Source organism: Komagataeibacter sp. NFXK3, from assembly GCF_054182245.1.
The window spans coordinates 60,178-85,220 of the sequence record NZ_JAPIVJ010000012.1 but is presented as its reverse complement, the minus strand read 5'-3'; the positions used below and the strand labels follow the sequence as shown (position 1 = coordinate 85,220).

Here is a 25,043-nt window from a genome sequence, read left to right as displayed (position 1 = left end):
TTAGTGGGAGGCGACGTTCTTCACCCCTTCGGCATAGCCCCAGCGTGCCCATGTCGAGCGGTCCTTGACCGATCCCGGCGTGTTGGTGGCACAGGCGGCCAGTGACAGCACGATGGCACAGATGCCAAGAACGGGAAGAAAACGGGCCAAAAAAACCTCCTGCACGACGCAGCCCCCAGCCTAGCAGAAAAGCCCCGCCATCACCACGCCCCGCGTGAAGGGATGTGCATGCGCCCTGCCTCTCGCCTGCCACGGCAAAAAGATGGTAAGCCGCACAGGCCCGGCCACGTGGCATGCCGGGGCACGAACAGGGGGATTGCCGCTGATGGAAACCGTAAGCACCGTGGCCGAACTGCGCCAGCATGTCCGTGCATGGAAAAAGGCAGGCGCGCGCGTGGGCGTGGTGCCGACCATGGGGGCGCTGCATGAGGGCCATCTTTCGCTGGTGCAGGCCGCGCGCGCGCAGGCGGACCGGGTGATTGCCACGGTTTTCGTCAACCCCATCCAGTTCGACAACGCCGATGATCTGGCAACCTACCCCCGCACGCTTGCGGAGGATGGGCGGCTGCTGGCCGAGGCCGGGGTGGACCTGTTGTATGCGCCCACCGTGGCGCAGATGTACCCGCCCGGCTTCGCCACGCGCATCAGTGTATCGGGCGTGTCGGAGGGGCTGTGCGGTGGCGCCCGCCCCGGTCATTTTGATGGCGTGGCCACCGTCGTGTGCAAGCTGTTCATGCAGACGCTGGCCGAGTGCGCCTTTTTTGGCGAGAAGGATTTCCAGCAGGTGCAGGTCGTGCGCCGCATGGTGACCGATCTCGACCTGCCCATCGAGATCATCTCCTGCCCCACCCTGCGCGAGGCGGACGGGCTGGCGCTCTCCTCACGCAACCGGCGGCTGACCGCAGCGCAGCGGCAGGCGGCGGTTGCGCTGCCCCGCGCCCTTGCGGCCTGCGCGGACGAGATCGCCACCGGCGCGCCCGTGGCCCCGGCGCTGGAGCGCGTAGCGCAGCAGGTGCGTGCTGCAGGTTTTGGCCCGGTGGATTATGTGGAACTGCGCCATGCAGAGAGCCTGCAACCGCTGGTCACCTGCCCGCCGGGCACGCCCGCGCGCGTGCTGGCGGCCGCATGGCTGGGCGATGTGCGGCTGATAGACGGCATGGCCGTGCCCCCGGTAGCAGGCTGAATAAAGTTTCTGGGTGCCGCCTTTTTTCAAAAAAGCTTCACCAGGAACTTTCATTCTATTCAGGCATCCAGTCTGCGGGCTTCATCGGGCAGCATGATGGGAATGCCGTCGCGCACGGGAAAAGCCAGCCCGGCGCGCTTGCTGATCAGTTCGCCCGCCTCGCGGTCATAGACCAGCGGCCCCTTGGTCACGGGGCAGACGAGGATGGACAGCAGCCGGGGGTCGAGGGGCGGCGCGAGGGGCTTTTCGGTCATGGTGGCGGGTTCCATGCAGGTTGCGGTGGGTAATGGTTATGCGGGGGATGCACCCTCATCGGGTTCCTGTCCAGACCCTTCCAGCAGATCGCGCAGGATGCGCGCGCGGTCGGCAGGCGTGGGGGCCTCGAGCATTTTCTGGCGCGGCGCCGTGCCAAAGGGGCAGATCATGGGCAGGGTGACCAGTAGCGCTGCGTCATCCATCTGGTGCAGCGCGTCCCACTGGGTGCTGACGCCCTGCGCCTCGCAGAAGTCATGCAGCGCGTTGAGCAGCCCCTCGCGGTCGAACGGGATGTTGTCCTCCACATCGGTCAGGTCGGACACGAAGGACGAGGTATCGACCCGCGCCACCCGGTAGCCACGCCGCAGCCCCGTCTCGCGCAGCAGGCGGAAGCGCGCGATGCCGGTCAGCGTGATGGCGTAGGTACCGTCCGCGCGTTCGGTCATGGCGGTGATGCGGCCCACGCAGCCAATGGAGTACAGCGGCGGGGTGTGGCTGTAGCCATCATCCATGCCGGGGTCATCAGCCTCCTCATCAAGCGGGGTATCATCCATGCCATCGAGCAGGCGGGGCTGGATCATGCCGATCAGCCGGTTGCCGGCCAGCGCGTCCTCCACCAGCGCGATGTAGCGCGGCTCGAACACATTGAGCGGCAGCCGCCCGTGGGGCAGCAGCAGGGCCTCATCAAGCGGGAACAGCCCCAGCTCGGCGGGGAAGTCCGCCAGCGTCATTTCGCTCACCAGCGGGATGCGGCGCGGGATGTCATCATGAATGACGACCACCCCGCTTTCGTCATGCCGCGTCACGAAAACAGCAGCGAGGACATGCGCCGCCGCGCGGCCACGGTGTCGGGGTCGGTCTGGCCCCATGCCTCGAACAGGCGGATGAGCTGCAGGCGGGCGGCATCATCATTCCACTGCCGGTCCTCCTTCATGATGGTCAGCAGCTCATCGGCGGCTTCCGCGCGCTTGCCCGCGGCATTCAGCGCCGCGGACAGCTCGAATCGGGCGGCGTAATCCTTCGGGTTGGCGGCAATACGGGCACGGATTTCCTCGGCTTCCTCCGCAGCCTTGCGGCCTTCGCGCTTGAGTTCGAGCGCGGCGCGCGCGCCCGTTATCTCGGCATGGCTGGCAATGGCGGCGGGCGCGTCGGCAAGCGCCGTCTCGGCCCCTTCCTCATCGCCCATCTCGATCAGCGCGCGGGCCAGCCCACCCCAGGCGGCGGGGTTTTCGGGCTCGATCTCGAGCACCTGCGAGAACAGGCCCGCCGCCGCTTCCGCGCGGCCTTCGGCCATGTCCATCCGGGCGGCCTCGATCAGCTCGGCTGCGGGCAGGACGCCGCCGCCCGCGGCCTTGAGGGCGTTCTCGACAAAGCGCCGCACTTCGCTCTCGGGCTTGGTGCCCTGCATCATGTCCAGGATCTGGCCCTGCCAGAACACGGCCACGAGCGGGATCGACTGCACCGGCAGGCCGATCTGGCCAAGCTGCTGCACCAGCGCGCGGTTGGCATCGACATCAATCTTGACCAGCCGCACGCGCCCGCGCGCCGCGCGCACCACTTTTTCCAGCACCGGGGTGAGCTGCTTGCACGGGTTGCACCACGTGGCCCAGAAATCGACCAGCACCGGCATGTCGCGGCTGGCTTCCACCACGTCGCGCATGAAGGTGTTCTGCGTGCCGTCCATGACCGGGTCGGGGCCGCCGCCAGATGCAGCAGCGCCTGCGGGGCCTGCACTGGCAGGGCGGGGGGTCTGGCCGATGATGTAGTCCATATGGTCGCATATCCTGTCGGTCTGGCGGCAGGCATGGGCGGGTCGCTTGCGCATGGCCCGTCCTGCCGGTTTTCATTCTTGTGCAATAGATTGGCATTCCCCGCGAGTGTCGCAACCGCCTTGTGGAGGGATGAAAAAAAACTTCAGAAAATGCATTTTTCCCCCTTGCGGCCCCCACGGGTTTACCGTAAAACCCGCTTCACCGACACGGAGCGCGGGCGTAGCTCAGGGGTAGAGCACAACCTTGCCAAGGTTGGGGTCGTGGGTTCGAATCCCATCGCCCGCTCCAGATTGTAAAAAATCAGTTGGATACGAGAAAGCCACCGCAAGGTGGCTTTCGTCGTTTCAGGGCGTTTTCCTGTCTGCCGTCCTGCCTCGCGGGGCAACCCGCTGGAGCTACAGGCGTTGGCGCGGTGATGGATGATGGGAAGGATCAGGCCATGACGCATGATGACCCCGAAAAATCAGGCCCCGGCGATGGCGAAGGCGCGCGCTATCCCGCGCCCGGCGTTAGTTCGCCGCCCGAGGCCCGGCCAGACCCGGATGCAAAGAAACCGCCCCGCCCCGAACCCGTTCCCACCGACCTGCCTGATCCGCTCACCCTGCCGCAGCATGATGGCGAGGAGGATACGGCAGGCTGAAGCCGGGTGCAGGGCTAGAGCAGCTTCATGACCTTGAGCAGGAACCACGTAATCATCATGAAGATGAAGCAGATGCCGCCTGCTTCCACCGTGCCCATGCCGCCCGAGGCCAGGAACATGCCGCCGGTGTTCATGCCAAAGAAGCCGGTCACGAAGGTGGCGGGCAGCATGAGCGTGGTCACGATGGAGACGGTGTAAAGGCGGCGGTTGGTTTCTTCCGCCTGGCCTGATGCCAGTTCATCCTGCAGCGAGCGCGCGCGGTCCTGTAGCGCCAGAAGGTCATCGAGGGCCGCGTGGATCTGGCGCTGCGAACGGTCGCGTATGTCATCTTCCGCCCATTCGGGCAGTTCCAGGTCCTCGTTGTGGAAGATGCGGTCCACCGGCGAGATCACACGCCGCAATTCGGTCGAGCGGCGGCGCACGCGCCCGATCAGCCCGCTGATGCGCCCGAAATCGGTGTGCTGGTCCAGTGTCAGCAGCAGGTCCTCGGCGCGGTCGAGCTGGTCATCGAGCATGGCGATGTTGCGCCGCACGGTATCGGCGAATTCCAGCAGCGTGTGGTCCACGACCTCGGCGGGGGAATCAAAGGATTCATGGCGTTGCAGCGCGCGGTACACCACGCCAAGCGCAGGCACCGGCTGGCGGCGGGTGGTGATGAGCAGGTCGGGCAGCACGGCAAAGCGCCAGGCGGAGAGGTTCTTGTCATCCTCCGACATGGCATCATCAAAGCCGGGCAGGGCGCCGTACACGATGTCGCCTTCCGCCTCGACATTGGTGCCGCGGTCGGTGCTGCCAAGGGCAAGGCGCACTTCCTCCGGCAGGCAGGGTATGGCCTGGATATGGGCGCGGCTGGCGGTGTGGACGATATCGTAATGCAGCCAGACCCATGAATCGGGGGTGGTGGGCGAGCCGCCTTCAAGCGCCCGCGTGATCTGGTCATCATTGAGCCGCACGGGGCGGTGGCCGGACTGGCAGCCAATGGCCCAGACCAGCCCGTTCGAGATGGACGTGGCGGGCGGCCTGCCCTCCATCGGCATGGCGGCGTCGGCTACGGGAAAGTCGGGAACGGTTTCCATCGCTTGTCCCTCCATCATGCCGCCTGCTGCGGCTGTCGTGTCCGGGTGGGCTGACATGAAAACGGGCGGGCGGCGGCCACAGGCCACGCGTCCGCCCGCTTCATGCAACCGCGCCTTATTTCATCAGGTCAGGGGAAACCTTGCCGCCATTTTCCGCCAGCTTCTGCATGACCTGCTTGATCAGCCAGACATTCATGGAAGCGGAATCGTTCATGTCACCGCTGTAATGCAGCTCGGTGGCCAGTTCCTTGCGCGCGGCAAGCGAGCTGTCCAGCCCGAGCAGCTTCATCAGGTCAACGATCGAGGTCTGCCAGTTCAGCTTCTCGGGGTTCTTGGCGGCCAGCGCGCTCAGCACGGCATCCACGTCAACCGGCTGGGCCGGGGCCGCGGGGGCTGCTGCGGGTGTTGCTGCAGCAGGAGCGGCCGCAGTGGCGGTGGCCGCCGGGGTTGCGGCGGCAGCGGTGTGGCTGCCAAAAATCTTGGACAGGATCGTACCGAAAATGCTCATGGTATCTTTCAACTCCATCAAATGGGCCCGGCGGGCACCGGGCCTTTCAGGCCGCGTGGCTGGCCTCAGTAGCGGTAGTCCTTGTTCTTGAACGGACCGTTGACCGGCACGTCAATGTATTTCGCCTGCTCGTCCGTCATGCGCGACAGGTGGGCCCCGACCTTGGCCAGGTGCAGGAAGGCCACCTTTTCATCAAGATGCTTGGGCAGGGTGTAGACCTTGTTCTTGTAATGGCCCTTGGGCGCCTGCCACAGTTCGAGCTGCGCCAGCGTCTGGTTGGTGAACGACGCGGACATCACGAACGAGGGGTGGCCCGTGGCGTTGCCAAGGTTCACCAGCCGCCCTTCGGAGAGCACGATCAGGCGCTTGCCGTCGGGGAAGACGACCTCATCGACCTGCGGCTTGATGTTGTCCCACGTGTAGTTGCGCAGGGCATTGATCTGGATCTCGGAATCGAAATGCCCGATGTTGCACACGATGGCGCGGTGCTTCATCTCGCGCATGTGCTCGATGGTGATGATGTCGATATTGCCCGTGGCGGTGACGAAGATGTCGCCGCGCGGCGCCGCCTCTTCCATCGTCACGACCTCGTAGCCTTCCATCGCGGCCTGCAGCGCGCAGATGGGGTCGACCTCGGTCACCAGCACGCGGCAGCCCGCGTTGCGCAGCGATGCGGCGGAACCCTTGCCCACGTCGCCATAACCGGCCACCACGGCCACCTTGCCCGCCATCATCACGTCCGTGCCACGGCGGATGGCGTCAACCAGGCTTTCGCGGCAGCCGTACAGGTTGTCGAACTTCGACTTGGTCACGCTGTCATTGACGTTGATGGCCGGAACCTTCAGCGTGCCCTTCTTTTCCATCTCCCACAGACGGTGCACGCCGGTGGTGGTCTCCTCCGACAGGCCGCGCACGTTCTCGAGCAGTTCGGGATACTTGTCGTGCATCATGACGGTCAGGTCGCCGCCATCATCGAGGATCATGTTGGGCGTCCAGCCATCGGGCCCATGGATGGTCTGCTCGATGCACCAGTTGAACTCGTCTTCCGTCAGGCCCTTCCAGGCGAACACGGGCACGCCGGTCGCGGCGATGGCGGCGGCGGCCTGGTCCTGGGTCGAGAAGATGTTGCACGACGACCAGCGCACCTCGGCGCCAAGCGCGGTCAGGGTCTCGATCAGCACGGCGGTCTGGATCGTCATGTGCAGGCAGCCTGCGATCCGCGCGCCCTTGAGCGGCTTCTCTTCACCATGTTCCGCGCGCAGCGCCATCAGGCCCGGCATTTCGCCTTCAGCGATCGAGATTTCCTTGCGGCCCCACTCGGCGAGCGAGATGTCCTTGACCTTGTAGTCGGTGCTGGTGGTCATGTTTTATCCTGTATTCGTTAATTCGGCACAGGATATACCCGTTTGGGCGCGACTGATCCAGAGCGGGCGGGATTTGCGTTCACGCGATCGTGCGGGCGACCGCATCGGCCTGGTCGAGCAGGCGCAGGAAGTTTTCGCCCCACAGGGCTGCGATCTGGGCGTGGTCATAGCCCCGGCGCAGGAGTTCGGCCGTGAGATTGCCTGATTCGGAGGCATCGGCCCAGCCGCGAATGCCGCCGCCGCCATCGAAATCCGATGAGATGCCGACATGCTTGATGCCGATTCGCTGCACGGCGTAATCGATATGGTCCACGAAATCCGCCACCGTGACGGAGCGGATGTCGCGCACGTCGCGCGGGCGCAGGAAGGCGTCCATGGCGGTGATGTGGATCACGCCGCCACACGCGCGCAGCGCATCAAGCTGGCCATCATCGAGGTTGCGGGGGTGATCGCACAGGGCCCGCACGCACGAATGGCTGGCAAAGACCGGCGCGCGCGAGAGTTCGACCGCCTGCATCATGGTGTCGCGCGCGGTGTGTGACACATCGATGAGCATGCCGGTGCGGTTCATTTCCGCAATCGCGGCCCGCCCCAGCGCCGACAGGCCGCCATGCAGGCTTTCGGGGTCGTTGAGGTGGTGCATGGGGCGCGCCGAATCGGCCAGGGCGTTATGGCCGTTATGGGTCAGTGTCATGTAGCGCGCGCCCAGGGCGCGGAACTGCCCGATCAGCGAGAGGTTGTCGCCCATCGCGTAGCCGTTCTCCACGGCGGGCACGATGGCGATGTCACCGGCTTCATATGCCGCGCGCACGCCTGCCGCCGTATCGCACACGCGCACGCCCTCGATCCGGCCCGCATCGTTGATCACGCGCAGCATGGCCAGCGCGCGTGCCGAGGCCGCTGCATGCCCGGCCGCATCGCATGCGCCCTGGCCCACATAGGCCACGAGGCAGGCCGCCCGCAGCCCGCCTGCGCGCATGCGCGGCAGATCCACCCGCCGCGAGGGTGCGCCTGTGGCGAAGTCGCCCCGGTCGGGCCACGGAATGTCGACATGGGTATCGAGGGTCAGGATCGTGTGGTGCAGGTCGGCGGATGTATCGGTCATTCGGTCCTCGTCTGGTGCTGATAATGAACCACATGCAGCCCAGTCCTGAAAACTGGGCATAAAACAAAAGCCGCGTGATGTCGTTAGGGTAACAGACGGCGACACGTCCTGCCCCGGCCTGGTCGCCACCCTGCCGCCCTTGCGCCGGGGCACCATGCACGCCGGGGCGCCAGGCGAAGGAACGACCATGACCACCATCCCCCTGCTGACCCTCAATGACGGACGCAAGATCCCCGCGATCGGGTTTGGCACCTACCCTCTCGACAACCCACAGGCCGAGGCTGCCGTGCGCGAGGCGCTTACCGCAGGCTACCGCCTGTTCGACACGGCAGCGCGCTACGGCAACGAAAGTGGGGTAGGCACCGGCCTGCTCAGCTTTGATGTGGGGCGTGAAGACATCTTTGTCACCACCAAGCTGCGCGGGGCCGAGCAGGGCTTTGACAGCACGCTGCGCGCGTTCGAGGCCAGCCTCGAGCGGCTCAAGATGAGCTATGTCGATATGTACCTCATCCACTGGCCGCTGCCGAGCAAGGATCTGTACGTGGAGAGCTGGAAGGCGATGATCCGCCTGCAAAAAGAAGGGCGGGTGCGCTCCATCGGTGTCTCCAACTTCCTGCCCGAGCACCTACAGCGCCTTGTGGATGAAACCGGGGTGACGCCGGCCGTCAACCAGATCGAGATGCATGTCGATTTCGCCCAGGCCGCACAGCGTGAAGTCGATGGCAAGCTGGGCATCCTCACGCAGGCCTGGAGCCCGCTGGGGCGCGGCGCGATCCTCAAGGACCCCATGCTGGCCCGCGTGGCCGAGCGCCATGGCCGTACGCCCGCGCAGGTCATGCTGCGCTGGGTGGTGCAGACGGGCTCGGTGCCCATTCCCAAAAGTGCGCACCCCGAGCGCATGCGCGCCAACCTGCGCGTGTTCGATTTCCAGCTGACCGATGAGGACATGCGCGACCTCGCTACCCTCGATTCCCCGGCCCACCGCACCGGCGGCGACCCGGCCACCTATATCGAGGAATAACCGCGCCGTTCCTGCCCTGCCGCTGCCCGGAGGCGGGGGCTGCGGGGCAGGATTGCACAAGCCGGAACCACGCTGTTATGGTGCGGCGCCCGTTCCCTGCCGGGCGGGCCATGTCGGCACGTCCCTCATGGGTGCGCGGGCATGAGCAGGATCACGGCACGACATGGCAGTAGCGCAGGCATACGCAGCATCCGGTGAAGCGGGCAACCGGGTTGGCTGGCCATTCAACCCTTCGCCCCGCCGCCTTTTGCGCTGGCTGGCGCTGGGGCTTGCGGGCGCGCTCGCCGCCTGCGCCCATAATGGCGCGGGCAACATGAGCGAAGAGCAGATGATTCACGAGGCCGAGTCCTATCGCGCCCGTGCCCATACCAATTACACCCCGCCCGGCCCGCCCGATGACCCGTGGGGCCCCTACATTACCGAGGCCTCGCAGCGCTTTGACGTGCCCGCGGTATGGATACGCGAGGTGATGCAGCGCGAGTCGGGTGGCCAGCTTTACCGTAACGGGCAGTTCGTGACCTCGCTGCCCGGCGCGATGGGGCTGATGCAGCTCATGCCGCCCACCTATGATGAGATGCGCGCGCGCTACAATCTTGGCCCCGACGCCTTCGAGCCGCATGACAACATCACGGCGGGCACCGCCTATATCCGCGGGATGTATGACATCTACGGCTCGCCCGGCTTCCTGGCCGCCTATAATAGCGGGCCGGGGCGGCTGGATGATTTTGTCGATCACTATCACACCCTCCCCAAGGAAACGCGCGACTACGTGGCCGCCATCGGGCCGCGCATCGCGGGGAGTTCGCCCGTCAACCGCTCGCAGGCCGACCTGCTGATCGAGGCGCGCGCCCTGGCCCGTGCGCAGGCCGCCCAGAACAGCCGGGGCAGCCGCAGCCGGGGGCGGCAGCTGCTGGCCTCCGTAGCCAAGGGTGCAGCACCCGAAGCGCCCTCGCCCGAGGCCTCCGCCGTGCGGGCGGCCTGGCGTGCCCGCGCGCAGGATGGCATGGCCCCGATGTCGGCCGCAGGCGAGCACCCCGGCGTGATCAGCATGGCCAGCGGGCATGGCTGGAGCGTGCAGGTGGGTGCCTATGGCTCGGCAGGGCAGGCGGAGCACGCGGCGGGACAGGCGCGGGCCAAGGTTGCGCTCAGCGGCGTGCGCACGCAGGTCGCAAGCGTTGCATCGGGGCATGGTCATGTCTATCGTGCAAGGCTGACCGGCCTTTCGCACGATGCGGCCCAGCAGTTGTGCCAGAGGCTTGGCGGTTCAGGCTGCCAGGTCGTGCCGCCTGCCACATGATGGCATCGGCCTGTGTAACGCGGTGTGAGGAAACATGAGGTATTTTTACAGGCGTCCGCGCGGGGCATTGCCGGGGCTGTGCCTGCCGCTTGTCGGCCTCCTGGCCTTTGCCGGGTTCATCTGCTTCTCGCCCGCGTGGGCCGCCCTGCCGGTGGGCAGCGAGGCGCCGCTGTTCGATGCCCAGGCCACGCGCAATGGCAGCGAGTTCAGCTTCCGCCTGGCTGATGCGCTCAGGCAGGGGCCGGTGGTGCTGTATTTCTACCCCGCCGCCTTCACCCGTGGCTGCACCATAGAAGCGCATGACTTCGCCGATGCCATGGACCAGTACAAGGCCCTCGGCGCCACGGTCATTGGCGTTTCCACCGATGACATGCCAACGCTGGACCGTTTTTCGGTCAGTGAGGGCCATGGCCGCTTTGCCGTGGCGGCCGATCCGCATGGCGAGATCGCGCGCAAGTATGACAGCCGCCTGCCGCTGCTCAACCGCGCAAGTCGCACCTCCTATGTCATCGCGCCCGATGGCAAGGTGATCTATGCCTACAGCGCGCTTTCGCCTTCGGGCCACGTGGGCAGGACGCTTGAGGCGCTCAGGCAGTGGAAGGCCGCGCAGGGCCAGGCCACCAGGGTGTCGCTGCCCGCGGCCCGGTAGGCCACAAGTTTCCGGGTGCCGTCTTTTTGCAAAAAGGCGGCGTTGTTTCGGGTTTCTGGCAAAAAACGGTTCCTGAAATCGCCTCCTGCCGGCCCTTCGGGGTGCTGGCGGCGGCTGGCGTGCGTGCGCGCCCCGACATTGACTTGGCACGCCCGCGCGGTATTGACTGCCCGCTCACCCCGCAGCGGGGGGAAGCCGGTGGGATTCCGGCACGGTCGCGCCACTGTGCACCGCATGGACCATGCGGAAGTCAGACCTCCCCGCCAGTTCACATGCCTCATTTCCGTTACGGGACGCGCTTTCCCGACAGGAGCACAGTCATCATGATTTTTCCCTCATCCTCCCCTTCGCGCCGGGGCGTGGCCTGATGGCCGGTCGCCTGCTGCTGCGTGGCATGCTGGCCGGTATCCTGGCCGCCTGCCTTGCCTTTCTCTTCGCCCGCGTGTTTGGCGAGCCCCAGGTCAACCTTGCCATTGGCTATGAAGCCGCGATGGATGCCGCGGCGGGCGAGCCGCCGGAGGTGGAACTTGTCAGCCGCGCGGTACAGGCCACGGCGGGGCTGCTGACGGCGGCGGTCATGTACGGCGCGGCCTATGGCGGGGTGTTCGCGCTGGTCTTTGCCACCGCTTATGGCCGCATTGGCCGTTTTTCACCGCGCATGCTGGCCATGCTGCTGGCGGCGGGGGGTTTTCTGGCCGTGGTGCTGGTGCCTGACCTCAAATACCCCGCCAACCCGCCCGGCGTGGGCAATCACGAGACGATCGGCCTGCGCACGGCGGCCTATTTCGAGATGGTGGTCTTTTCCATCTGTGCCCTGATCATGGCGGTGCTGGCCGGGCGCTCGCTTGCCGCAAGGCTGGGCAACTGGAACGCCAGCCTGTGCGGCGCGGTGGCGTTTGTGGTGCTGGCAGGCCTGCTGCAATGGGCGCTGCCCACCGTCAATGAAGTGCCGGACAACTTCCCCGCCCAGGTGCTGTGGCACTTCCGTGAGGCGGCGCTGGGCACGCAGCTGGTGCTGTGGGGTGGCATGGGCTTTGGCTTCGGCCTGCTGGCCGAGCGCGTGCTGGGCCGCCCGCACGGCCTAAGCCATTACGGCTGAGCCTGCGGGCGATCCGCCCCGGCCGCATCGCCCGCAGGTTGCGGTGTGGCCATGCTGGCGGGTGTGGGCGGGCTGGCCGCCGGGGTATCCTTCATCACGTCCGCCCACAGCGCGCGCAGTTTCGCATCCATCGCATCATCCACGATGGGGAAGGGGTGGCTTGCCGCGATATAGGCAGGCTGCTGCGCCCAGTGCAGGGCGGCGCGCGTCGTGTCATCAAGCGGCGCGCGCGTGTTGGCGGGCATGCCCCAGTAGCATGATGACGTGGCCAGCCTTGCCTGGGCTTCGGGCGTGCGCAGGTATCTGGCAAATGCCAGCGCCAGCGCCTTGCGCTGCGAGGCCTCGACGATCGAGATGCCATGCTGCCAGCGGATGCCGCCCTGCCGGGGCACGGTAAAGGTCAGGTCCGGCCTGGGCTGCGGGGCATGGGCATCGGCTGTTGTCACGGTGCCGCCTTCATCCACGCCTGCCGTGGTCCAGCCGCCGCCACCCACCACGATATCCACCTGCCCGTCGGCCAGGGCCTGCTGCACGGTGGCGGTATCGCCCACCAGCGTGGCGTTGGCGCGCAGTGCCGCGAGCTTGTCATGCAGGGCGGGCAGGTCGGCCTCGGTCAGATGGGCGGGGTCAAGGCCGAGTGCCAGCGCCACGTAGGACAGGATGGGCAGGTAGCTGTCATAGATGGCGATGCGCCCGTTATGGCGCGGCTGCCACGGCGCGTTGATGTCGTCCATCTCGGCGGCGGGCACGCGGGCCTGGTTGAAGGCAACGGCATGGAAGCCGTATTTTTCCGGCACGGAATAAAGCTGCCCCTGATACGACCCGCCTGCGGGGTTGGCGATGGCGGGGGGAATGTCGGTGTTCGGGAAATCCGCGGGGTCGAGCGGGGCCAGCAACCCTGCCGCCGCAAGTTGCGGGGCGGCGGTTTCCTCCATGATGACCACATCCCAGTCACCAGCCTGTGCCTGGCGCAGGATGCCGCGCACCGCCCCGGTGCTGTCGATATCCTTGAAGTGGATGCGCACCCTGTTGGCCTGTTCGAACGGGCCGAGCAGTTCGGGGTCCTCATGGTCGCACCATGTCAGCACGTTCAGGACCTCGTCAGCCGCCCGTAGCGGCGCGGGGGCCATGGCGGCAAGGAGCGAGAAGGCGGTCGCGGCAGCAAGGGCGCTGCGACGGCTGCGTGCGGACATGGGAAATTCTCCTCCAGGATCAACCCCCAGCATGAACGGGTCGGCGGGGCAGGTCCAGTGTACAGGTGGGGTTTCGTGCGGTCGTTCCGCACCCACAACGGGCGGGCGCCCGTGTCATGACAGGCGTGGCGTGCAGGACACGCCGGGCTGCCTGCCCGTTTGCCCCATATTGTCGCGCGCCATGATGGCGGGCTATGGATAGCCGCATGATCGCCGATTTCATCCGCCGCCTTGCCCGGCGTCGTTCCCCGTCACCCGCCATGTCCCGATCCGCCCTGCGCGCCTCGCGGCAGGTGATCGCGCCCCGCCCGGGCTCGGAGGCGGCGCGCGCCATCGCCACCACTACGGTCATGCCCACCGGCCACCTGCGTGAATATGCCCGGACTGCGCGTGGCGTGGGGCGGCTTGCGGCCATTACGGTGTGGGTGCCGCTTTCGGTCGGGTTCGAGGCGGTGCTGCTGCTCGTGCCCGGTACCGCCAAGATCCGCTGGACGCGCATGGTCTGGGGCGGGCTGTGCCTGCTTCTGTCGCTGCGCATCCGCGTGGTGGGGCGCAGGGCCGGTGGCGTGGGCGGGCGCAAGGCGCGCCAGAATGGCGAGCGGCCTGTCATCTACGTCTCCAACCATTCCACATGGCTTGACGTGCCGGTGCTCGGCACGGTGCTGCCATCCAACTTCGTGGCCAAGGGCGATATCGAGGGGTGGCCCATCATGGGGCTGGTCTCGCGCATTGGCCGCACCATATTCGTCAGCCGCCAGCGCAGCACCACGGGGCGCGAGCGCGACGAGATGCTGCACCGCCTGATGGTGGAAGGGGACAACCTGATCCTGTTCCCCGAGGGCACGTCATCGGATGGCTCAAGGGTGCTGCCCTTCCTTTCGGCCTTTTTTGCCATTGCCAAGCCGCCGCGCCTGCCCAAAGGCAAGGGGCCGGTCGTGCCCGACAGCGAGGCCGCCGCCATTGCCGCGCGCCCGGGCATGACGCCGCTGATCCAGCCGGTCTCGGTCGTGTATGACGAGCTTGAGGGCCTGCCGGTCAACCACGCCCGCCGCCCGGTCTTTGCGTGGTATGGCGACATGGAGCTTGGCCCGCATGTGTGGCAGCTCCTCAAATGGCGCTCCATGCGCGCAACCGTGCTGCTGCACCCCGCGCTCGACCCCGACGACTTTCCCAGCCGCAAGGCGCTGGCGCAGGCGGCCTGGCGGGCGGTGGCGGCGGGTGCGGCAGAATTGCGCCAGAACCAGCCCCAGCCCGAGCAGGACAGCGCCTATGCCTGCCGCCCGCTTGCAGGCATGCTGCCCCAGGACCTTGAGCGCCACGACGGCTGAGGCGCCGCGGTGGCGGCTTTGTGTCAAGATTGAGGCATGTCATGTTTCCGCATGGGCATAAATCATAGTATGATGGCCGTGCCGAGTGGTCCGGTGCCCGTTGTCGCATGGCCATGATCAAATCTGGCAGCATGATGACGCGCCGGGCGGATGCCTGCCCAGGTCAGGAAAATGATCTCACATGGCGCGGTTGGTCGTGCCGATGTTCTGGAGTTTACGGTGGATCAGCCGAAGATTAGCGCCGATGTCCTGCTTTCTGCGATGGAGCAGGCCATTGATCCCATGGTCGTGATTGATGAGCATAACCTCATCATCTTCTTCAACACGGCAGCCGAGAAGATATGGGGCCGCTCGCGCGAAGAGGTCATGGGCCGCAATGTCAGCTGCCTCGTGCCCGAACCCGAGCGCGACCGCCATGACGACTACATCAACCGCAACCGCGAGACCGGGATCGGCCGGATTGTCGGCACCTCGCGCGAGGTCGAATTCCGCCGCGCCAATGGCGAGTATGTCTGTGGCGAGCTGTCCATCTCGCGCGTGCAGGTGAATGATTGCGGCAGGATCTACTACATCGCGGTCATGAAGGACGTGACCGAGCCCAGCCGCCAGCGCAAGATCCTGGTGCTGCAGAATGACGTGCTCCAGGCCCTCGCATCCGACATGAGCATGGAGGAAGTGGGCGACCTGCTGTGCCGCCGGGCGGACAGTTTCGTGCCCGGCGCGGTTGGCGCGCTGATGCTGATCGACCGCTCGGGCAAGCTTTCGGTCAGTGCCTCGCCCTCCATGCCCAAGCGCTACCGCGCCGCACTCGACAGCATGGAACTCACCCCCGGGCAGCTCGAAACGCTGCGCGCCAACCCCGCCGCCAGCAACACCGTGGTGTGGGATGGCTACGCCTCGCTTGCCCGTTCGCTGGGGCTGGAGCGGTGCTGTTCGTCCACCATCGTCTCGCGCTCGGGGCAGGTCATGGGCGTGTTCGCGCTGTACATGCGCGGCGATGAGGCCGATCTGGCCTGGGCGCAGCGCGTGGTCTCGACCAGCATGCCGTTCTGTGCGCTGGCCATCGAGCAGAGCGAGACGCGCCAGCATATTGCCCAGCTTTCCAATTTCGACAGCCTGACCGGGCTGCTCAACCGCACCTCGCTGCACAATATCATCGAGCGCCTGATCATGCGCGGCGGCGACAGCCAGTTCTCGCTGTTCATGGTCGATATCGACCGCTTCCGCGATATCAACGACGCGCTTGGCCATGTGAATGCCGACCGCTTCCTCATCGAGATCGGCCGCCGCATCCGCCATCTGGTCAAGGATGAATACATTGTCAGCCGCTCCGGTGGCGATGAGTTCATCATCGTCGTGCCCGAATGCTCGCATGAGCGCGCCGAGAAGTTTGCCGAGAACCTGATCAACGCCATCGCCAAGCCGCTGCAGGTGGGCGAGAACACGCTCAGCATCTCGTGCTGCGTTGGCATCAGCACCTTCCCCGCCAACGGGCCGGACAGCGAATCCCTGCTCAGCCATGCCGATGCCGCCACCCGCCAGGCCAAGGAAGACGGGCGCGGCCTGTTCCGCTTCGCCGGCCAGGAAAAGAACCAGGTGGCGCAGGACCGGCTGGTGCTGGGCTCGGCGCTGCGCGATTCGCTCTCCAAGGGCATGCTCAACCTGCATTACCAGCCGCAGGTCGAGACCATGACCGGCGGGCTTTACGGGGTGGAGGCGCTCTCGCGCTGGCACCACCCCACGCTGGGCAACATCTATCCCTCCCGCTTCATTGCCGTGGCGGAGGAGACCGGGCAGATCGAGGCGATTGGCCGCTGGTCGCTTGAGGAAGCGTGCAGCCAGATGGTGAAGTGGGACCGCGACGGCGTGCGGGTGCCGACCGTGGCGGTCAACCTCTCTGCCGTGCATTTCCGCAATCGCGGCCTGCCCGAGCACATCGCCAACCTGCTCAAGCACCATGGCCTGACGCCGGACCGCCTGACGGTGGAAATAACCGAGAGCGTGATGATGGACAGCAGCAGCGAGACCGAGGAGGTGCTGCATGCTATCCGCAGGCTCGATGTCGGGCTGTCGATGGATGATTTCGGCACCGGCTACTCCTCGCTCTCGCGCCTGACCCGCCTGCCGCTGACCGAGATCAAGATCGACCGCAGCTTCATCAACGATTTCGAGCATGATACCAACGCCCAGGCCGTGACCATGGCGGTAATCGGCATCGGCTCGCGGCTGGGCATGACGGTGGTGACCGAAGGCGTGGAAACCGAGCAGCAGTGGCGCCTTCTGGAGGAATTGCATTGCGATGTGATGCAGGGCTATCTTTTCTCCAGGCCATTACCCCCAGCGGAACTGGAAAAATGGTTCCGCGAGCGGCAGGAGCGTGGCTCTTTCCTCATTCCAACGACGGCATAGAGCATGTGGTGCCCCGCGCATGGTGTTGGCGTTCTGGTGCCATGCGTTGGGGCGGTTTGAGTTCATGAAGCATAACAGTTTGTTTTTTATTACGGATTCTAGGCGGGAACATGGCATTGCAACACGATGATCGGCTGCGGGCCCTGACGCATCAGGATGCGGATTTCTGGGCTGATCTGGTTGATAATGTCCTCATTGTCGCGATTACGGATAGCGAGGGGGTCATCACCTATGTCAATGACCGCTTCTGCGAGATAAGCCAGTACTCGCGCGAAGAGTTGGTGGGCTCGACGCACCGGATCGTCAATTCCGGTTATCATGATGCCGATTTCTTCCGCGATCTGTACCGCACCATCAAGGCAGGGCAGCTGTGGCGCGGCAATATCTGCAACCGTGCCAAGGATGGGTCGCTGTACTGGGTGGCCACCACCATCATCCCCAAGATCGACCGGCAGGGCACGATCACGGGGTACGTGGCCAGCCGGTTCGAGATTACCGAACTCATGAACACGCGCGACCGGCTGTGTGAACTGGCCGAGACCGATACCCTGACCGGGCTGCTCAACCGTGGTGGCTTCAACACCGCGCTGGCCGATGAGATCGCGCGCTGCCGCGAGCCGGGCATGACCGCCCACCCGGCACTTGCCATGTTCGACCTTGATGGTTTCAAGCAGATCAATGACGTGCACGGCCACCATGCGGGTGACATCGTGCTGCGCGCCATTGCCTCGCGGCTGATCGAACTCACCCACCCCGATGATCCGGTCAGCCGGCTTGGCGGCGACGAGTTTGCCGTCATCCTGCACCGCACGCTCGAGGATGTATCGCTCGAGCGGTACATGGACCGCCTGCAGGCCATCCTTGAGCGCCCCATCGATATCGAGACGGTAACGGTCAGCGTTGCGGGCAGCATTGGCGCGGTGCTGCTGGATGGTACCGACACGATGGAAGACGTGCAGAAAAACGCCGACATGGCCATGTATGCCGCCAAGCGCGCGGGCGGCAAGCAGTCGCAGATGTTCACCAAGAACCTGCGCGAGCGTGCGCAGGCGCGTGTCTCGATCCTGAGCGAGGCGCGGTGCGGCGTCGAGCGCAACCAGTTCGAGGTCTATTACCAGCCGATCGTGAACTGCAACACGATGGAGGTGGACCAGATCGAGGCGCTGCTGCGCTGGCAGCACCCCGAGCGCGGGCTGCTCGCGGCGGAAGACTTCTCCGACGTGTTTACCGATGCCGGGCTGGCCCAGGCGATGGGGCCGCGCATGATCGAGGCGTTCCGGCGCGATGTGTGCATGTGGAACGAGAAGGGCCAGCCGCCCCGCCAGCTTGCCATCAACCTCTCGCGCATGGACCTGATCCGTGATGACTACCAGCGCGAGCTTGAGGAATCGCTGCGGCGCTTCAACATGTCGCCTGACAGCTTCGTGCTGGAAGTGACCGAAGCCATGCTGCATGGCCGCCGGGCCGAGCAGGGCATCCGCAACCTGCGTGAACTGGCACGGGCGGGTTTCCGTATCGCGCTCGACAATTTCGGCAAGGGCATCACGGTGCTGAACCACCTGCGCGAGCTGCCGTTCTCGCAGGTCAAGATCGACCAGAGCATGGTGGCGAACATCGTGGGCAATCCCGATGCCTGCATGGTCCTGTCCAGCCTGATCGACATGGGGCAGGGCTTCAACATGGAAGTCACGGTCGAGGGGGTTGAAAACCGCGAGCAGTTTGATCTCGTCAAGGCGCTCAGGCCCGAGCGCATCCAGGGCTTCTTTGTTTCCTCGGCGCTGTCCTCGCAGGACATCCTCAAGCTGCCTGCCCGTTTTGAAGGGGTGACGCTGTGAGTGACGACACGCCCCGCACGGTGGCCGCGCGCATTGGCGATGACCTGCCGCGCGTGGACGTGATTGGTCTGGCCAATACGCGGCGCATCATGCATGCGGAGCGCCATAATGATGGCGCGCGCATGCCGCTGTTCATTCCCACGGCCTCATGGGCGCGGTTGCTGGAGCTGCATTGCACGGGGGAGGGCGACCGGCCCCGCCTCGCGCCCTCGCGCGTCATGGACGGGCTGGAGCGTGCCCTTGGCCGTATCATGACCGAGGTGGTGCGCCACGATGCGGCGCAGGACGCGCCGCTGCGCCCGGCCTATGAAGTCACATCCGACCTGTTCGGGGCGGAAGGGCCGGTCGAGATCCGCATGCTCGTGGACCGCACGACCGGTGTTGCCTGCATGCTGGCCGGGCCGCCTGCGGATATGGCGGCGCTGCCGCTCGAGATGACTTCCTGATTATAAAAAGCTTCAGGTAATGCCGCCTTTTTGAAAAAAGGCAGTACCCAAAAACTTTTATTTTGCGCTTGCGGGTGCGGGCGTGTCTGGTGTCGGCGGCGTAGCGGGCTGTGCCTCGAGCCTGGGCGAGTGAAAGGCGGAGACGGGGCTGAAAACCCCTTTCTTCACATGCCGCATGGACGCAACCGGCTGGCGCACGCAGCCACGGGTGACGATGGAACACACACCGTCCGTGCCCATCATTTCATCATCATCGCCGCTGTAATGCACCTGGGTTACCCGGTCGTTTTCAAAGCGGATATCGGCAACGCAGGTCTTGCCTGCGCCGCCGAGTGTCGTTTCGGTCAGGTTCACGACCGATTGGAGCGGGATCAACGTCGAATCATTGGTCGAGGGAATGTTCAGGGTGCGGGAATATTCAAAAATCTGCACCGCATCGCTGATTTTCTTGGTCTTGTCCGGAATGCCCACGCAGGACTGCACGTCCGTGCTGTTCATGCCGATCATGGTCATCTGCGCGCGATGGGCGGCGCGTGAATCCGTGTAACCACACCCTGAAAGGCCAGCAAGGCCCAGCAGCCCCACCACAAGCCCACTGGCCTGCCACAGGCGCAGGCGGGGCCACAGGGCGGTGAAACGGGCGGTTATGGGTGCAGTCATATGGCCTCTGTCAAATATCTGGACCCGTGCAGGCCCTGTGTGGCGTGAGCGGGTGCGTGATGCCGGAACAAACCGGTTGGTGATGAAAGCCGCCTGAAAATGTGCGCCCCACTGCCCTGCAAACTGCGGGACGCTTGTGGTGAATATTTTTTCAAAAAGCTTTAACGAGCAGCCCTTTTTTGAAAAAAGGCAGCATCCAAAAACTTTTACTATTTTATCAGTGCGTTGTTTCAAAACCATCTCGTGCATCGAAACAATAACGCGACAGGGCGGGGGGAGTTCTCGCGGTGCGGACAGGCGATCTGCGCGGGCCTGCATATCGTTGCATGTGCAGGCTCGCTCATGCGCTTCGTCATGCCTGCCGATGGTCGGGATGCCATTGAGGGAGGACGCCAGGTTTTTGGGGAACAGCGCCGAGATTGATCGGGCGCGTTGACGGGCACCATGGCCCTGACGGACCGAAAGCGGCCGCACATGCCCTAGCGGTCTTCCCTGGTCAATGTAGACCAGACAACGCAGAACCGTAACGAAAAAATATCTAGGGAAATCATGGTGCTGCTGGACAGGATTGAACTGTCGACCTCTCCCTTACCAAATGGACAAAACACACTTAATACACTGTTATAACGCATAAAAACTTTGTATGTGCTTAAACTGTGCTAGCTACAGGCAATTGCTTGATTACAATATTGTAATGTTAAACATTTTTAATCTTTCCTTGTGATAAGCTGAAAATGCAAGCGCCGATATGAAAATGGTTGAAGTGTCAATAAATCCATAACTTTTATGGTTAATACAGCGGAACTTTAAGTTAAATGAACAGTTAATCTGCATATAAAAGACCATTTCTCCTTGACAACTTAACAGTATCATCGAATAGACCATTTTTTACAATGATCTTTTGTATGGATTTGATATTTTCATAATACATCGTAGCCCATGCATCGCAGTTTTCTTTTTTGTCATTAAAAGAAAAGAAAACATTCGTTCCTGTGTATAGTAAGCATTCAGATATAAACAAAGGAGACATTGATATAAAAAATTCTTCTATGAGAACTTTCTTTAAATTATCAGGTATTCTGTTCTGATTTATCATAAAAATAGTCCTTGAAATAATCTTCAACGCCTCACTTGATTCTCTAGACAATGAACTGCATGCAATAGTGAATGAGTTTACCTCGAAATAACCTTCTGTAAGGTAACCGTCAGTAGATTCTTGAAAGAAATTATTCACATCGTCAGATATTTTTTTAAAAATATCGTTTATTTTGCTTGCTCTTTCCTGAACTAATGACATTAAACTTATAATAGTGGAATTCTCATTCTGTTTTTCGGCCTCTCTTTTACTCCAAATGGCGGCAGTAATTGCAGCTATGAGAGCTAGTAAAGAGACAACAGCACTTACCCACGTAGCTAAATCTCCCCACTCAATGCTTGATAAGTTGCATTTTATGTGTGAAAAAATAGATAAAAAAGAAGGAATTGTTACAACAGAAACTAAAATAAAAACAAAAACGTCAGTCTTATTTTTCATTTTAAAACCCTATACACGGACATGCGTGATATCTTTAAGTTTTCAGCTATTTCTGTAACTGTCATTCCTTCGTTTTTTAATCTGCGGATTGTGTCTTGTTGTATCCTAGCAGTTGGCTTGCGCCCTTTGTAGCGCCCATCTGCCTTGGCTTTTGCGATTCCCTCCGCTTGCCTTTCCTTCATGAGATCACGCTCAAACTCCGCTACAGCGGCAAGCATGGTTAGCATTAGCTTGCTTGTGGGGTTGCTCGTGTCCAAGCGTTGGCCACCCATCGACAAAATGACCAATTCACAGCCTTTGCCCTTTATGGTTTCCACCAGGGTAAGCAAATCGGCGGTGGAACGCGCGAGGCGATCAGGCTTTGTGACCATGAGCGTATCACCTGCACGCATATGATCCAGTGCCCGAGACAGTTCTGGACGTGAGTGTGCCGTCGCGCTGATTTGTTCCGCATATATGCGTGCGCAACCATTCCCCTCCAGGTCGCGGCATTGGGCCTGCAATCCCGCTTCTTGCTCCGCGGTGCTGGTGCGTGCGTATCCAAAGATCATGCGCTGTAACCTCAAATATGTAACTTTAGCCTCCAAGACCTTTCCCTATGTAATGTCACAAAAACCAACAAACAACCCTAAAGTGACAAAAAGGTGTAACATCGCTTCCGTCACATTAGGGCTTGCTTTAAAGTTACATATGCAGCTTTGTGAGAGCGCATTCATGCGGGGGTGAGAGTATGACGGGATATGAGTTTTACGCCTGCATCGGCGCTCCCTTGCTTATGTTGGGTGTCTGTAGCTTGGCATTCCTGCTGCCGAAATAACCCATAGCAGGCACAAGAGGACAAAAACTCCCCGAAACCTATATATTATATAAGGGGTTTCGGGAAGAAATTGTCCTCCAGGTTAAATCAAGCCCTTCCCCCTCAAAGACTTGATAATACTTTTGATTTTCCTGCTTTTTTCCCTCTGAGTAAGCCCTTGATACGTGACTGCCGCTAAAGCGCTTCGTATGCCTTCCTCGTCAAAGCCATGATTCGCTAGCGTAACACCAAGCCCAAAAAACTTGCCATGTCTGCCCATGCCATCACTTAAAGCACCAAAGCCATCTAACTTCTCTTGAATGAATTGCTGTTGTCCCTGCCCATGAGCGGTCAGCGATTCTTGCAGCTTTTTTTGTGCTTCACGCCTTTGCTCCGGCGTCATGGGTTGCGCTTTTATGACGGGGTCCACGTATGCGTTTTTTAAACGCTCGATGGGATCAAAGATTTTGCCATCGTACTTCCTGAAATCCATCTCCGTGCCTGGGGCATGGTTGGGAAGGTAAAATTTGCTGGCACAGTTGAATTTACTGCGGTCAAAAGGCAAACCGCCAGCTTTATCCTGATACCCTGCATTAAAGCATTGCATGGCTATGTTACGGCATAAGACTTCAAAGGCTTCGCCAGTTATGGGCTGTGTCAAAGGGATCACAACGCGGTAGTTTCCCGCACCGCTATATGTTTGATAAATCGCCATCTTTGTATCAGGAAACAACTTACGGAAATCATCTGCCGTCATATCATGCTGGGGATGACCTGCATCTTTATCCAGCATCAAAAAGCAGCTTGCTATGACATTGTTTTTTCCGAACCTAGTGCCACCTTGCCCGATAGGGTCAGTATCAACAACAGCGGGCCATAATAGACGATTAACTGTATGCTTATCGTTTGAGGTAAATTCACTTTCTTTTTCAAAATATGATATCAACGCATCAGAATCTTCGAAGTCAAGTTTTGAGAATATTTTTGTTGTTTCCTTTTTGTCGATAATTTCAGCGTATGATTTTTTGATATGTGCCCAATACTCACACTCTTTTATTATTCGTGAACGTTCTTTCTTTTGCTCATCACGTTGCGCTTGGGTCATGGCTTTATCGCTTAATGGAGGTCTCCCCAGCGTTTTTTCCTCGGGCAACTGCATTTTGTTTTCATGAGATTCCAATGTTACGTGAGGCAACATCTTTTCGAGGTAAAGGGCACTGCGAGAATCGGGCACACATATATGTCTTTCGCTGTTATCCGCTGGATTTCTGATTGAGGTGCGGCAAACAGCTTGATACGTACTGGCAAAAAGGAAGGCTTCTTCAACCTCTTTGGGTTGAAGGCCAAAGCGATTCTGCAAATAACTTCCGTATGATGGGCGCATATTCAAAGCTGCCAAGAACGAAATATTATGCAAGTGTTGGTATTGGTTGAGTCCGTGAACATAACTCGATATAACTGTTGTGTTGTCAGGAATCCTTATATTTCTTTCAACGTCACGGACGGGGACACCATCAACATCTGTGTTAATGGAGTTGTTTAAAACGGTTAAAGAAGTTTGACCCTTTAAAATATCTTTGTTGATAATATCTACCATTTGGTTATGAATGGCGTAGCCATCACTATGACCCAACCTCTTTGAATAATCACGGTCCATAAAGAAGTGGATTTTTGTGTTACTGACGTTTGTGTGACTTGTGTATCTTAAAGTTATGTCTTGTTTTGCAAACGAAATATTATAATGTTTTGACCATATTTTGTATATCAATGACTCACAAAAGCATGCTGACATAAAATAAACGTCATGCCATGAAGTAAACTTATCTGGTTTTATGTGATAGTAAAAATGGAATCCATCCCTATCTGTATTCTTATAAGCTGTGGATTCCACTTCAACAACAGTATCTTCATCGAGTATCATTTCTGACACTTTTCCAAATATGTCATTAACGGCATCTTTGCCTTCCGCTGTTCTCGCGTATTTGTTTAAAGCGGTTGTATTTTTCGCTAATACCTCTGTAAATTTCTGAGTGGGGTCTTTTAAAGAGATATTATCTGAAAGCATTTTACGCTGCGCTGTTACCCTTAATGTTAACTCACCCGTTACATTCGCAACTTCATCAAAGAACAAAACATATTTTTTCTTCTGATCCTCGGATATTTTTGAGTATGCTGTTAATATCCCTGCATGGGTTACTAATAGGACATCGTGAGATTCATGCTTATTGCTGTTAATGTAGGCAATAATATCTCTTACCACTTCGCCGTCATTGCAGTGGTTGATGTCTTTTACGTATGGATTTAACCCATTACTTTTTAAAAGTTTTTCTGTTTCCAGGAGATTAGCGTTTTTTGGTTGGGCAATGATGAATCTCGCCTTGTGCTTGTTTTTAGCGATGAACTTCGCAATCGCGTGTGTTTTTCCTGATCCGCAAGGACCATCTATATAGTTGAGCATATGAAAATACCTTTCTAAGTAAAAATAATTTTTGATACAAAAAAACCCCACGAGCAGGCAAGTCCGTGGGGTTTCCAAATAATTTTTACTGAGAAGGTATCTCATAGTTATTTAGCGTTCACTCTTTTGCTTGCCTGCTCGTGAACTTTTTCATGTGTTTTTATTTAGCAGTCACAAAAGAAAAATCCTTGCATAAGAGGACAAAAACTCCCCGAAACCTATATATTATATAAGGGGTTTCGGGAAGAAATTGTCCTCCATAACCCCTACAGGGGTAAAAACGTTATGTGTATGTGCAACTAACGCACATCTCCTTAATTTTGTGTGTGAGGTGTCCCCAAATAACTTTTTGCGTAATGTGCCCGTGAGAGCCTCTAGGATGACCGCACAGCGCGTTTAATGTCAAAGGCATCTT

General features: G+C 60.7%; 23 protein-coding genes and 1 tRNA gene. 11 read left to right on the top strand and 13 right to left on the bottom strand.

All coding sequences use genetic code 11. The features are described 5' to 3' along the window. Entirely contained in the window at positions 1–150 is a 150-nt protein-coding gene (locus OQZ28_RS13130; protein ID WP_019087433.1) for a hypothetical protein, read from the bottom strand. Between the two features lie 175 nt (positions 151–325). Here OQZ28_RS13130 and panC point away from each other — a divergent pair, with 175 nt between their 5' ends. After that, positions 326–1,183 carry a pantoate--beta-alanine ligase gene (panC, locus tag OQZ28_RS13125; RefSeq protein ID WP_458136387.1) on the top strand — a complete coding sequence of 286 codons (858 nt, stop codon included), beginning with the start codon at positions 326–328 and terminating at the stop codon, positions 1,181–1,183. Between the two features lie 59 nt (positions 1,184–1,242). Here the strand turns inward: panC and OQZ28_RS13120 are convergent, their stop codons facing one another. From OQZ28_RS13120 to OQZ28_RS13110, 3 genes are read right to left on the bottom strand one after another with little or no spacing between them, the layout of a single operon-like run. Continuing rightward, a complete protein-coding gene (locus OQZ28_RS13120) occupies positions 1,243–1,437 on the bottom strand; it encodes a Trm112 family protein (protein WP_061273711.1) in 195 nt (64 codons plus the stop codon). 36 nt (positions 1,438–1,473) lie between these two features. Further along, positions 1,474–2,244, bottom strand: a complete 771-nt coding sequence (locus OQZ28_RS13115; protein ID WP_458136386.1) for an LON peptidase substrate-binding domain-containing protein — start codon at positions 2,242–2,244, stop codon at positions 1,474–1,476. Next, complete coding sequence (locus OQZ28_RS13110; RefSeq protein ID WP_458136397.1) at positions 2,241–3,209, bottom strand: tetratricopeptide repeat protein; 969 nt, start codon at positions 3,207–3,209, stop codon at positions 2,241–2,243. The genes OQZ28_RS13115 and OQZ28_RS13110 overlap by 4 nt, the downstream gene beginning before the upstream one ends. A 214-nt stretch (positions 3,210–3,423) precedes the next feature. Here OQZ28_RS13110 and OQZ28_RS13105 point away from each other — a divergent pair. Together OQZ28_RS13105 and OQZ28_RS13100 are read left to right on the top strand one after the other, a co-directional pair. Beyond that, positions 3,424–3,498: transfer RNA gene (locus OQZ28_RS13105), tRNA-Gly, on the top strand. 127 nt (positions 3,499–3,625) lie between these two features. Beyond that, positions 3,626–3,850: a hypothetical protein gene (locus OQZ28_RS13100; protein ID WP_458136385.1), complete on the top strand. Its 225-nt coding sequence runs from the start codon at positions 3,626–3,628 to the stop codon at positions 3,848–3,850. Between the two features lie 14 nt (positions 3,851–3,864). Here OQZ28_RS13100 and OQZ28_RS13095 read toward each other — a convergent pair whose 3' ends face one another. The 4 genes from OQZ28_RS13095 to OQZ28_RS13080 all read right to left on the bottom strand — a co-directional run bounded on the left by OQZ28_RS13095 (position 3,865) and on the right by OQZ28_RS13080 (position 7,903). Continuing rightward, positions 3,865–4,944 (bottom strand): transporter, encoded by a 1,080-nt coding sequence (locus OQZ28_RS13095; RefSeq protein WP_458136384.1) that lies wholly within the window; start codon positions 4,942–4,944, stop codon positions 3,865–3,867. Positions 4,945–5,041: 97 nt separating this feature from the next. Beyond that, positions 5,042–5,434 carry a DUF3597 domain-containing protein gene (locus tag OQZ28_RS13090; RefSeq protein ID WP_458136383.1) on the bottom strand — a complete coding sequence of 131 codons (393 nt, stop codon included), beginning with the start codon at positions 5,432–5,434 and terminating at the stop codon, positions 5,042–5,044. A gap of 65 nt (positions 5,435–5,499) precedes the next feature. Continuing rightward, entirely contained in the window at positions 5,500–6,798 is a 1,299-nt protein-coding gene (gene ahcY, locus OQZ28_RS13085) for an adenosylhomocysteinase (RefSeq protein ID WP_458136382.1), read from the bottom strand. A gap of 79 nt (positions 6,799–6,877) precedes the next feature. Beyond that, positions 6,878–7,903: a dipeptidase gene (locus OQZ28_RS13080; protein ID WP_130731389.1), complete on the bottom strand. Its 1,026-nt coding sequence runs from the start codon at positions 7,901–7,903 to the stop codon at positions 6,878–6,880. Between the two features lie 187 nt (positions 7,904–8,090). Here OQZ28_RS13080 and OQZ28_RS13075 point away from each other — a divergent pair, with 187 nt between their 5' ends. From OQZ28_RS13075 to OQZ28_RS13060, 4 genes are all read left to right on the top strand, one after another. Further along, positions 8,091–8,924, top strand: coding sequence for an aldo/keto reductase (locus OQZ28_RS13075; protein WP_458136381.1), 834 nt, complete (start codon positions 8,091–8,093; stop codon positions 8,922–8,924). Positions 8,925–9,087: 163 nt separating this feature from the next. Beyond that, the gene (locus OQZ28_RS13070; RefSeq protein WP_130731391.1) at positions 9,088–10,221 is read left to right on the top strand and encodes a lytic transglycosylase domain-containing protein; all 1,134 of its coding nucleotides are present in this window, start codon (positions 9,088–9,090) and stop codon (positions 10,219–10,221) included. Positions 10,222–10,255: 34 nt separating this feature from the next. After that, a complete protein-coding gene (locus OQZ28_RS13065; RefSeq protein ID WP_458136380.1) occupies positions 10,256–10,870 on the top strand; it encodes a peroxiredoxin in 615 nt (204 codons plus the stop codon). Positions 10,871–11,237: 367 nt separating this feature from the next. Further along, the gene (locus tag OQZ28_RS13060) at positions 11,238–11,969 is read left to right on the top strand and encodes a CbtA family protein (protein ID WP_458136379.1); all 732 of its coding nucleotides are present in this window, start codon (positions 11,238–11,240) and stop codon (positions 11,967–11,969) included. Here the strand turns inward: OQZ28_RS13060 and OQZ28_RS13055 are convergent. After that, complete coding sequence (locus OQZ28_RS13055; protein ID WP_458136378.1) at positions 11,960–13,162, bottom strand: ABC transporter substrate-binding protein; 1,203 nt, start codon at positions 13,160–13,162, stop codon at positions 11,960–11,962. The genes OQZ28_RS13060 and OQZ28_RS13055 overlap by 10 nt on opposite strands. A gap of 296 nt (positions 13,163–13,458) precedes the next feature. On the opposite strand from OQZ28_RS13055, the gene OQZ28_RS13050 reads away from it, so the two are divergent. The 4 genes from OQZ28_RS13050 (at position 13,459) to OQZ28_RS13035 (ending at position 19,180) form a co-directional block, all read left to right on the top strand. Further along, positions 13,459–14,490: a lysophospholipid acyltransferase family protein gene (locus OQZ28_RS13050; protein ID WP_458136396.1), complete on the top strand. Its 1,032-nt coding sequence runs from the start codon at positions 13,459–13,461 to the stop codon at positions 14,488–14,490. 171 nt (positions 14,491–14,661) lie between these two features. Beyond that, positions 14,662–16,899: an EAL domain-containing protein gene (locus OQZ28_RS13045; protein ID WP_458136377.1), complete on the top strand. Its 2,238-nt coding sequence runs from the start codon at positions 14,662–14,664 to the stop codon at positions 16,897–16,899. A 110-nt stretch (positions 16,900–17,009) separates the two neighbouring features. Further along, a complete protein-coding gene (locus tag OQZ28_RS13040; protein ID WP_458136376.1) occupies positions 17,010–18,734 on the top strand; it encodes a putative bifunctional diguanylate cyclase/phosphodiesterase in 1,725 nt (574 codons plus the stop codon). Next, positions 18,731–19,180, top strand: a complete 450-nt coding sequence (locus OQZ28_RS13035) for a hypothetical protein (protein ID WP_130731398.1) — start codon at positions 18,731–18,733, stop codon at positions 19,178–19,180. Before OQZ28_RS13040 ends, OQZ28_RS13035 begins: the two co-directional genes overlap by 4 nt. A gap of 57 nt (positions 19,181–19,237) precedes the next feature. Here OQZ28_RS13035 and OQZ28_RS13030 read toward each other — a convergent pair whose 3' ends face one another. From OQZ28_RS13030 to OQZ28_RS13015, 4 genes are all read right to left on the bottom strand, one after another. Beyond that, on the bottom strand, positions 19,238–19,840 hold the full coding sequence (locus OQZ28_RS13030) for a hypothetical protein (protein ID WP_458136375.1): 603 nt from the start codon (positions 19,838–19,840) through the stop codon (positions 19,238–19,240). 823 nt (positions 19,841–20,663) lie between these two features. After that, positions 20,664–21,374, bottom strand: coding sequence for a hypothetical protein (locus OQZ28_RS13025; protein ID WP_458136374.1), 711 nt, complete (start codon positions 21,372–21,374; stop codon positions 20,664–20,666). Next, positions 21,371–21,925 (bottom strand): recombinase family protein, encoded by a 555-nt coding sequence (locus OQZ28_RS13020; protein ID WP_458136373.1) that lies wholly within the window; start codon positions 21,923–21,925, stop codon positions 21,371–21,373. Before OQZ28_RS13020 ends, OQZ28_RS13025 begins: the two co-directional genes overlap by 4 nt. Positions 21,926–22,273: 348 nt before the next feature. Further along, entirely contained in the window at positions 22,274–24,628 is a 2,355-nt protein-coding gene (locus tag OQZ28_RS13015; protein ID WP_458136372.1) for a DEAD/DEAH box helicase family protein, read from the bottom strand. Positions 24,629–25,043: the final 415 nt, after the last annotated feature.

Coding starts and splice junctions, on each gene's coding strand:
- panC (WP_458136387.1), top strand. CDS start 326: ATGGAAACCGTAAGCACCGTGGCCGAACTGCGCCAGCATGTCCGTGCA.
- OQZ28_RS13120 (WP_061273711.1), bottom strand. CDS start 1,437: ATGACCGAAAAGCCCCTCGCGCCGCCCCTCGACCCCCGGCTGCTGTCC.
- OQZ28_RS13110 (WP_458136397.1), bottom strand. CDS start 3,209: ATGGACTACATCATCGGCCAGACCCCCCGCCCTGCCAGTGCAGGCCCC.
- OQZ28_RS13100 (WP_458136385.1), top strand. CDS start 3,626: ATGGATGATGGGAAGGATCAGGCCATGACGCATGATGACCCCGAAAAA.
- OQZ28_RS13095 (WP_458136384.1), bottom strand. CDS start 4,944: ATGATGGAGGGACAAGCGATGGAAACCGTTCCCGACTTTCCCGTAGCC.
- OQZ28_RS13090 (WP_458136383.1), bottom strand. CDS start 5,434: ATGAGCATTTTCGGTACGATCCTGTCCAAGATTTTTGGCAGCCACACC.
- ahcY (WP_458136382.1), bottom strand. CDS start 6,798: ATGACCACCAGCACCGACTACAAGGTCAAGGACATCTCGCTCGCCGAG.
- OQZ28_RS13080 (WP_130731389.1), bottom strand. CDS start 7,903: ATGACCGATACATCCGCCGACCTGCACCACACGATCCTGACCCTCGAT.
- OQZ28_RS13075 (WP_458136381.1), top strand. CDS start 8,091: ATGACCACCATCCCCCTGCTGACCCTCAATGACGGACGCAAGATCCCC.
- OQZ28_RS13070 (WP_130731391.1), top strand. CDS start 9,088: ATGGCAGTAGCGCAGGCATACGCAGCATCCGGTGAAGCGGGCAACCGG.
- OQZ28_RS13065 (WP_458136380.1), top strand. CDS start 10,256: ATGAGGTATTTTTACAGGCGTCCGCGCGGGGCATTGCCGGGGCTGTGC.
- OQZ28_RS13060 (WP_458136379.1), top strand. CDS start 11,238: ATGGCCGGTCGCCTGCTGCTGCGTGGCATGCTGGCCGGTATCCTGGCC.
- OQZ28_RS13055 (WP_458136378.1), bottom strand. CDS start 13,162: ATGTCCGCACGCAGCCGTCGCAGCGCCCTTGCTGCCGCGACCGCCTTC.
- OQZ28_RS13045 (WP_458136377.1), top strand. CDS start 14,662: ATGATCTCACATGGCGCGGTTGGTCGTGCCGATGTTCTGGAGTTTACG.
- OQZ28_RS13040 (WP_458136376.1), top strand. CDS start 17,010: ATGGCATTGCAACACGATGATCGGCTGCGGGCCCTGACGCATCAGGAT.
- OQZ28_RS13030 (WP_458136375.1), bottom strand. CDS start 19,840: ATGACTGCACCCATAACCGCCCGTTTCACCGCCCTGTGGCCCCGCCTG.
- OQZ28_RS13025 (WP_458136374.1), bottom strand. CDS start 21,374: ATGAAAAATAAGACTGACGTTTTTGTTTTTATTTTAGTTTCTGTTGTA.
- OQZ28_RS13020 (WP_458136373.1), bottom strand. CDS start 21,925: ATGATCTTTGGATACGCACGCACCAGCACCGCGGAGCAAGAAGCGGGA.
- OQZ28_RS13015 (WP_458136372.1), bottom strand. CDS start 24,628: ATGCTCAACTATATAGATGGTCCTTGCGGATCAGGAAAAACACACGCG.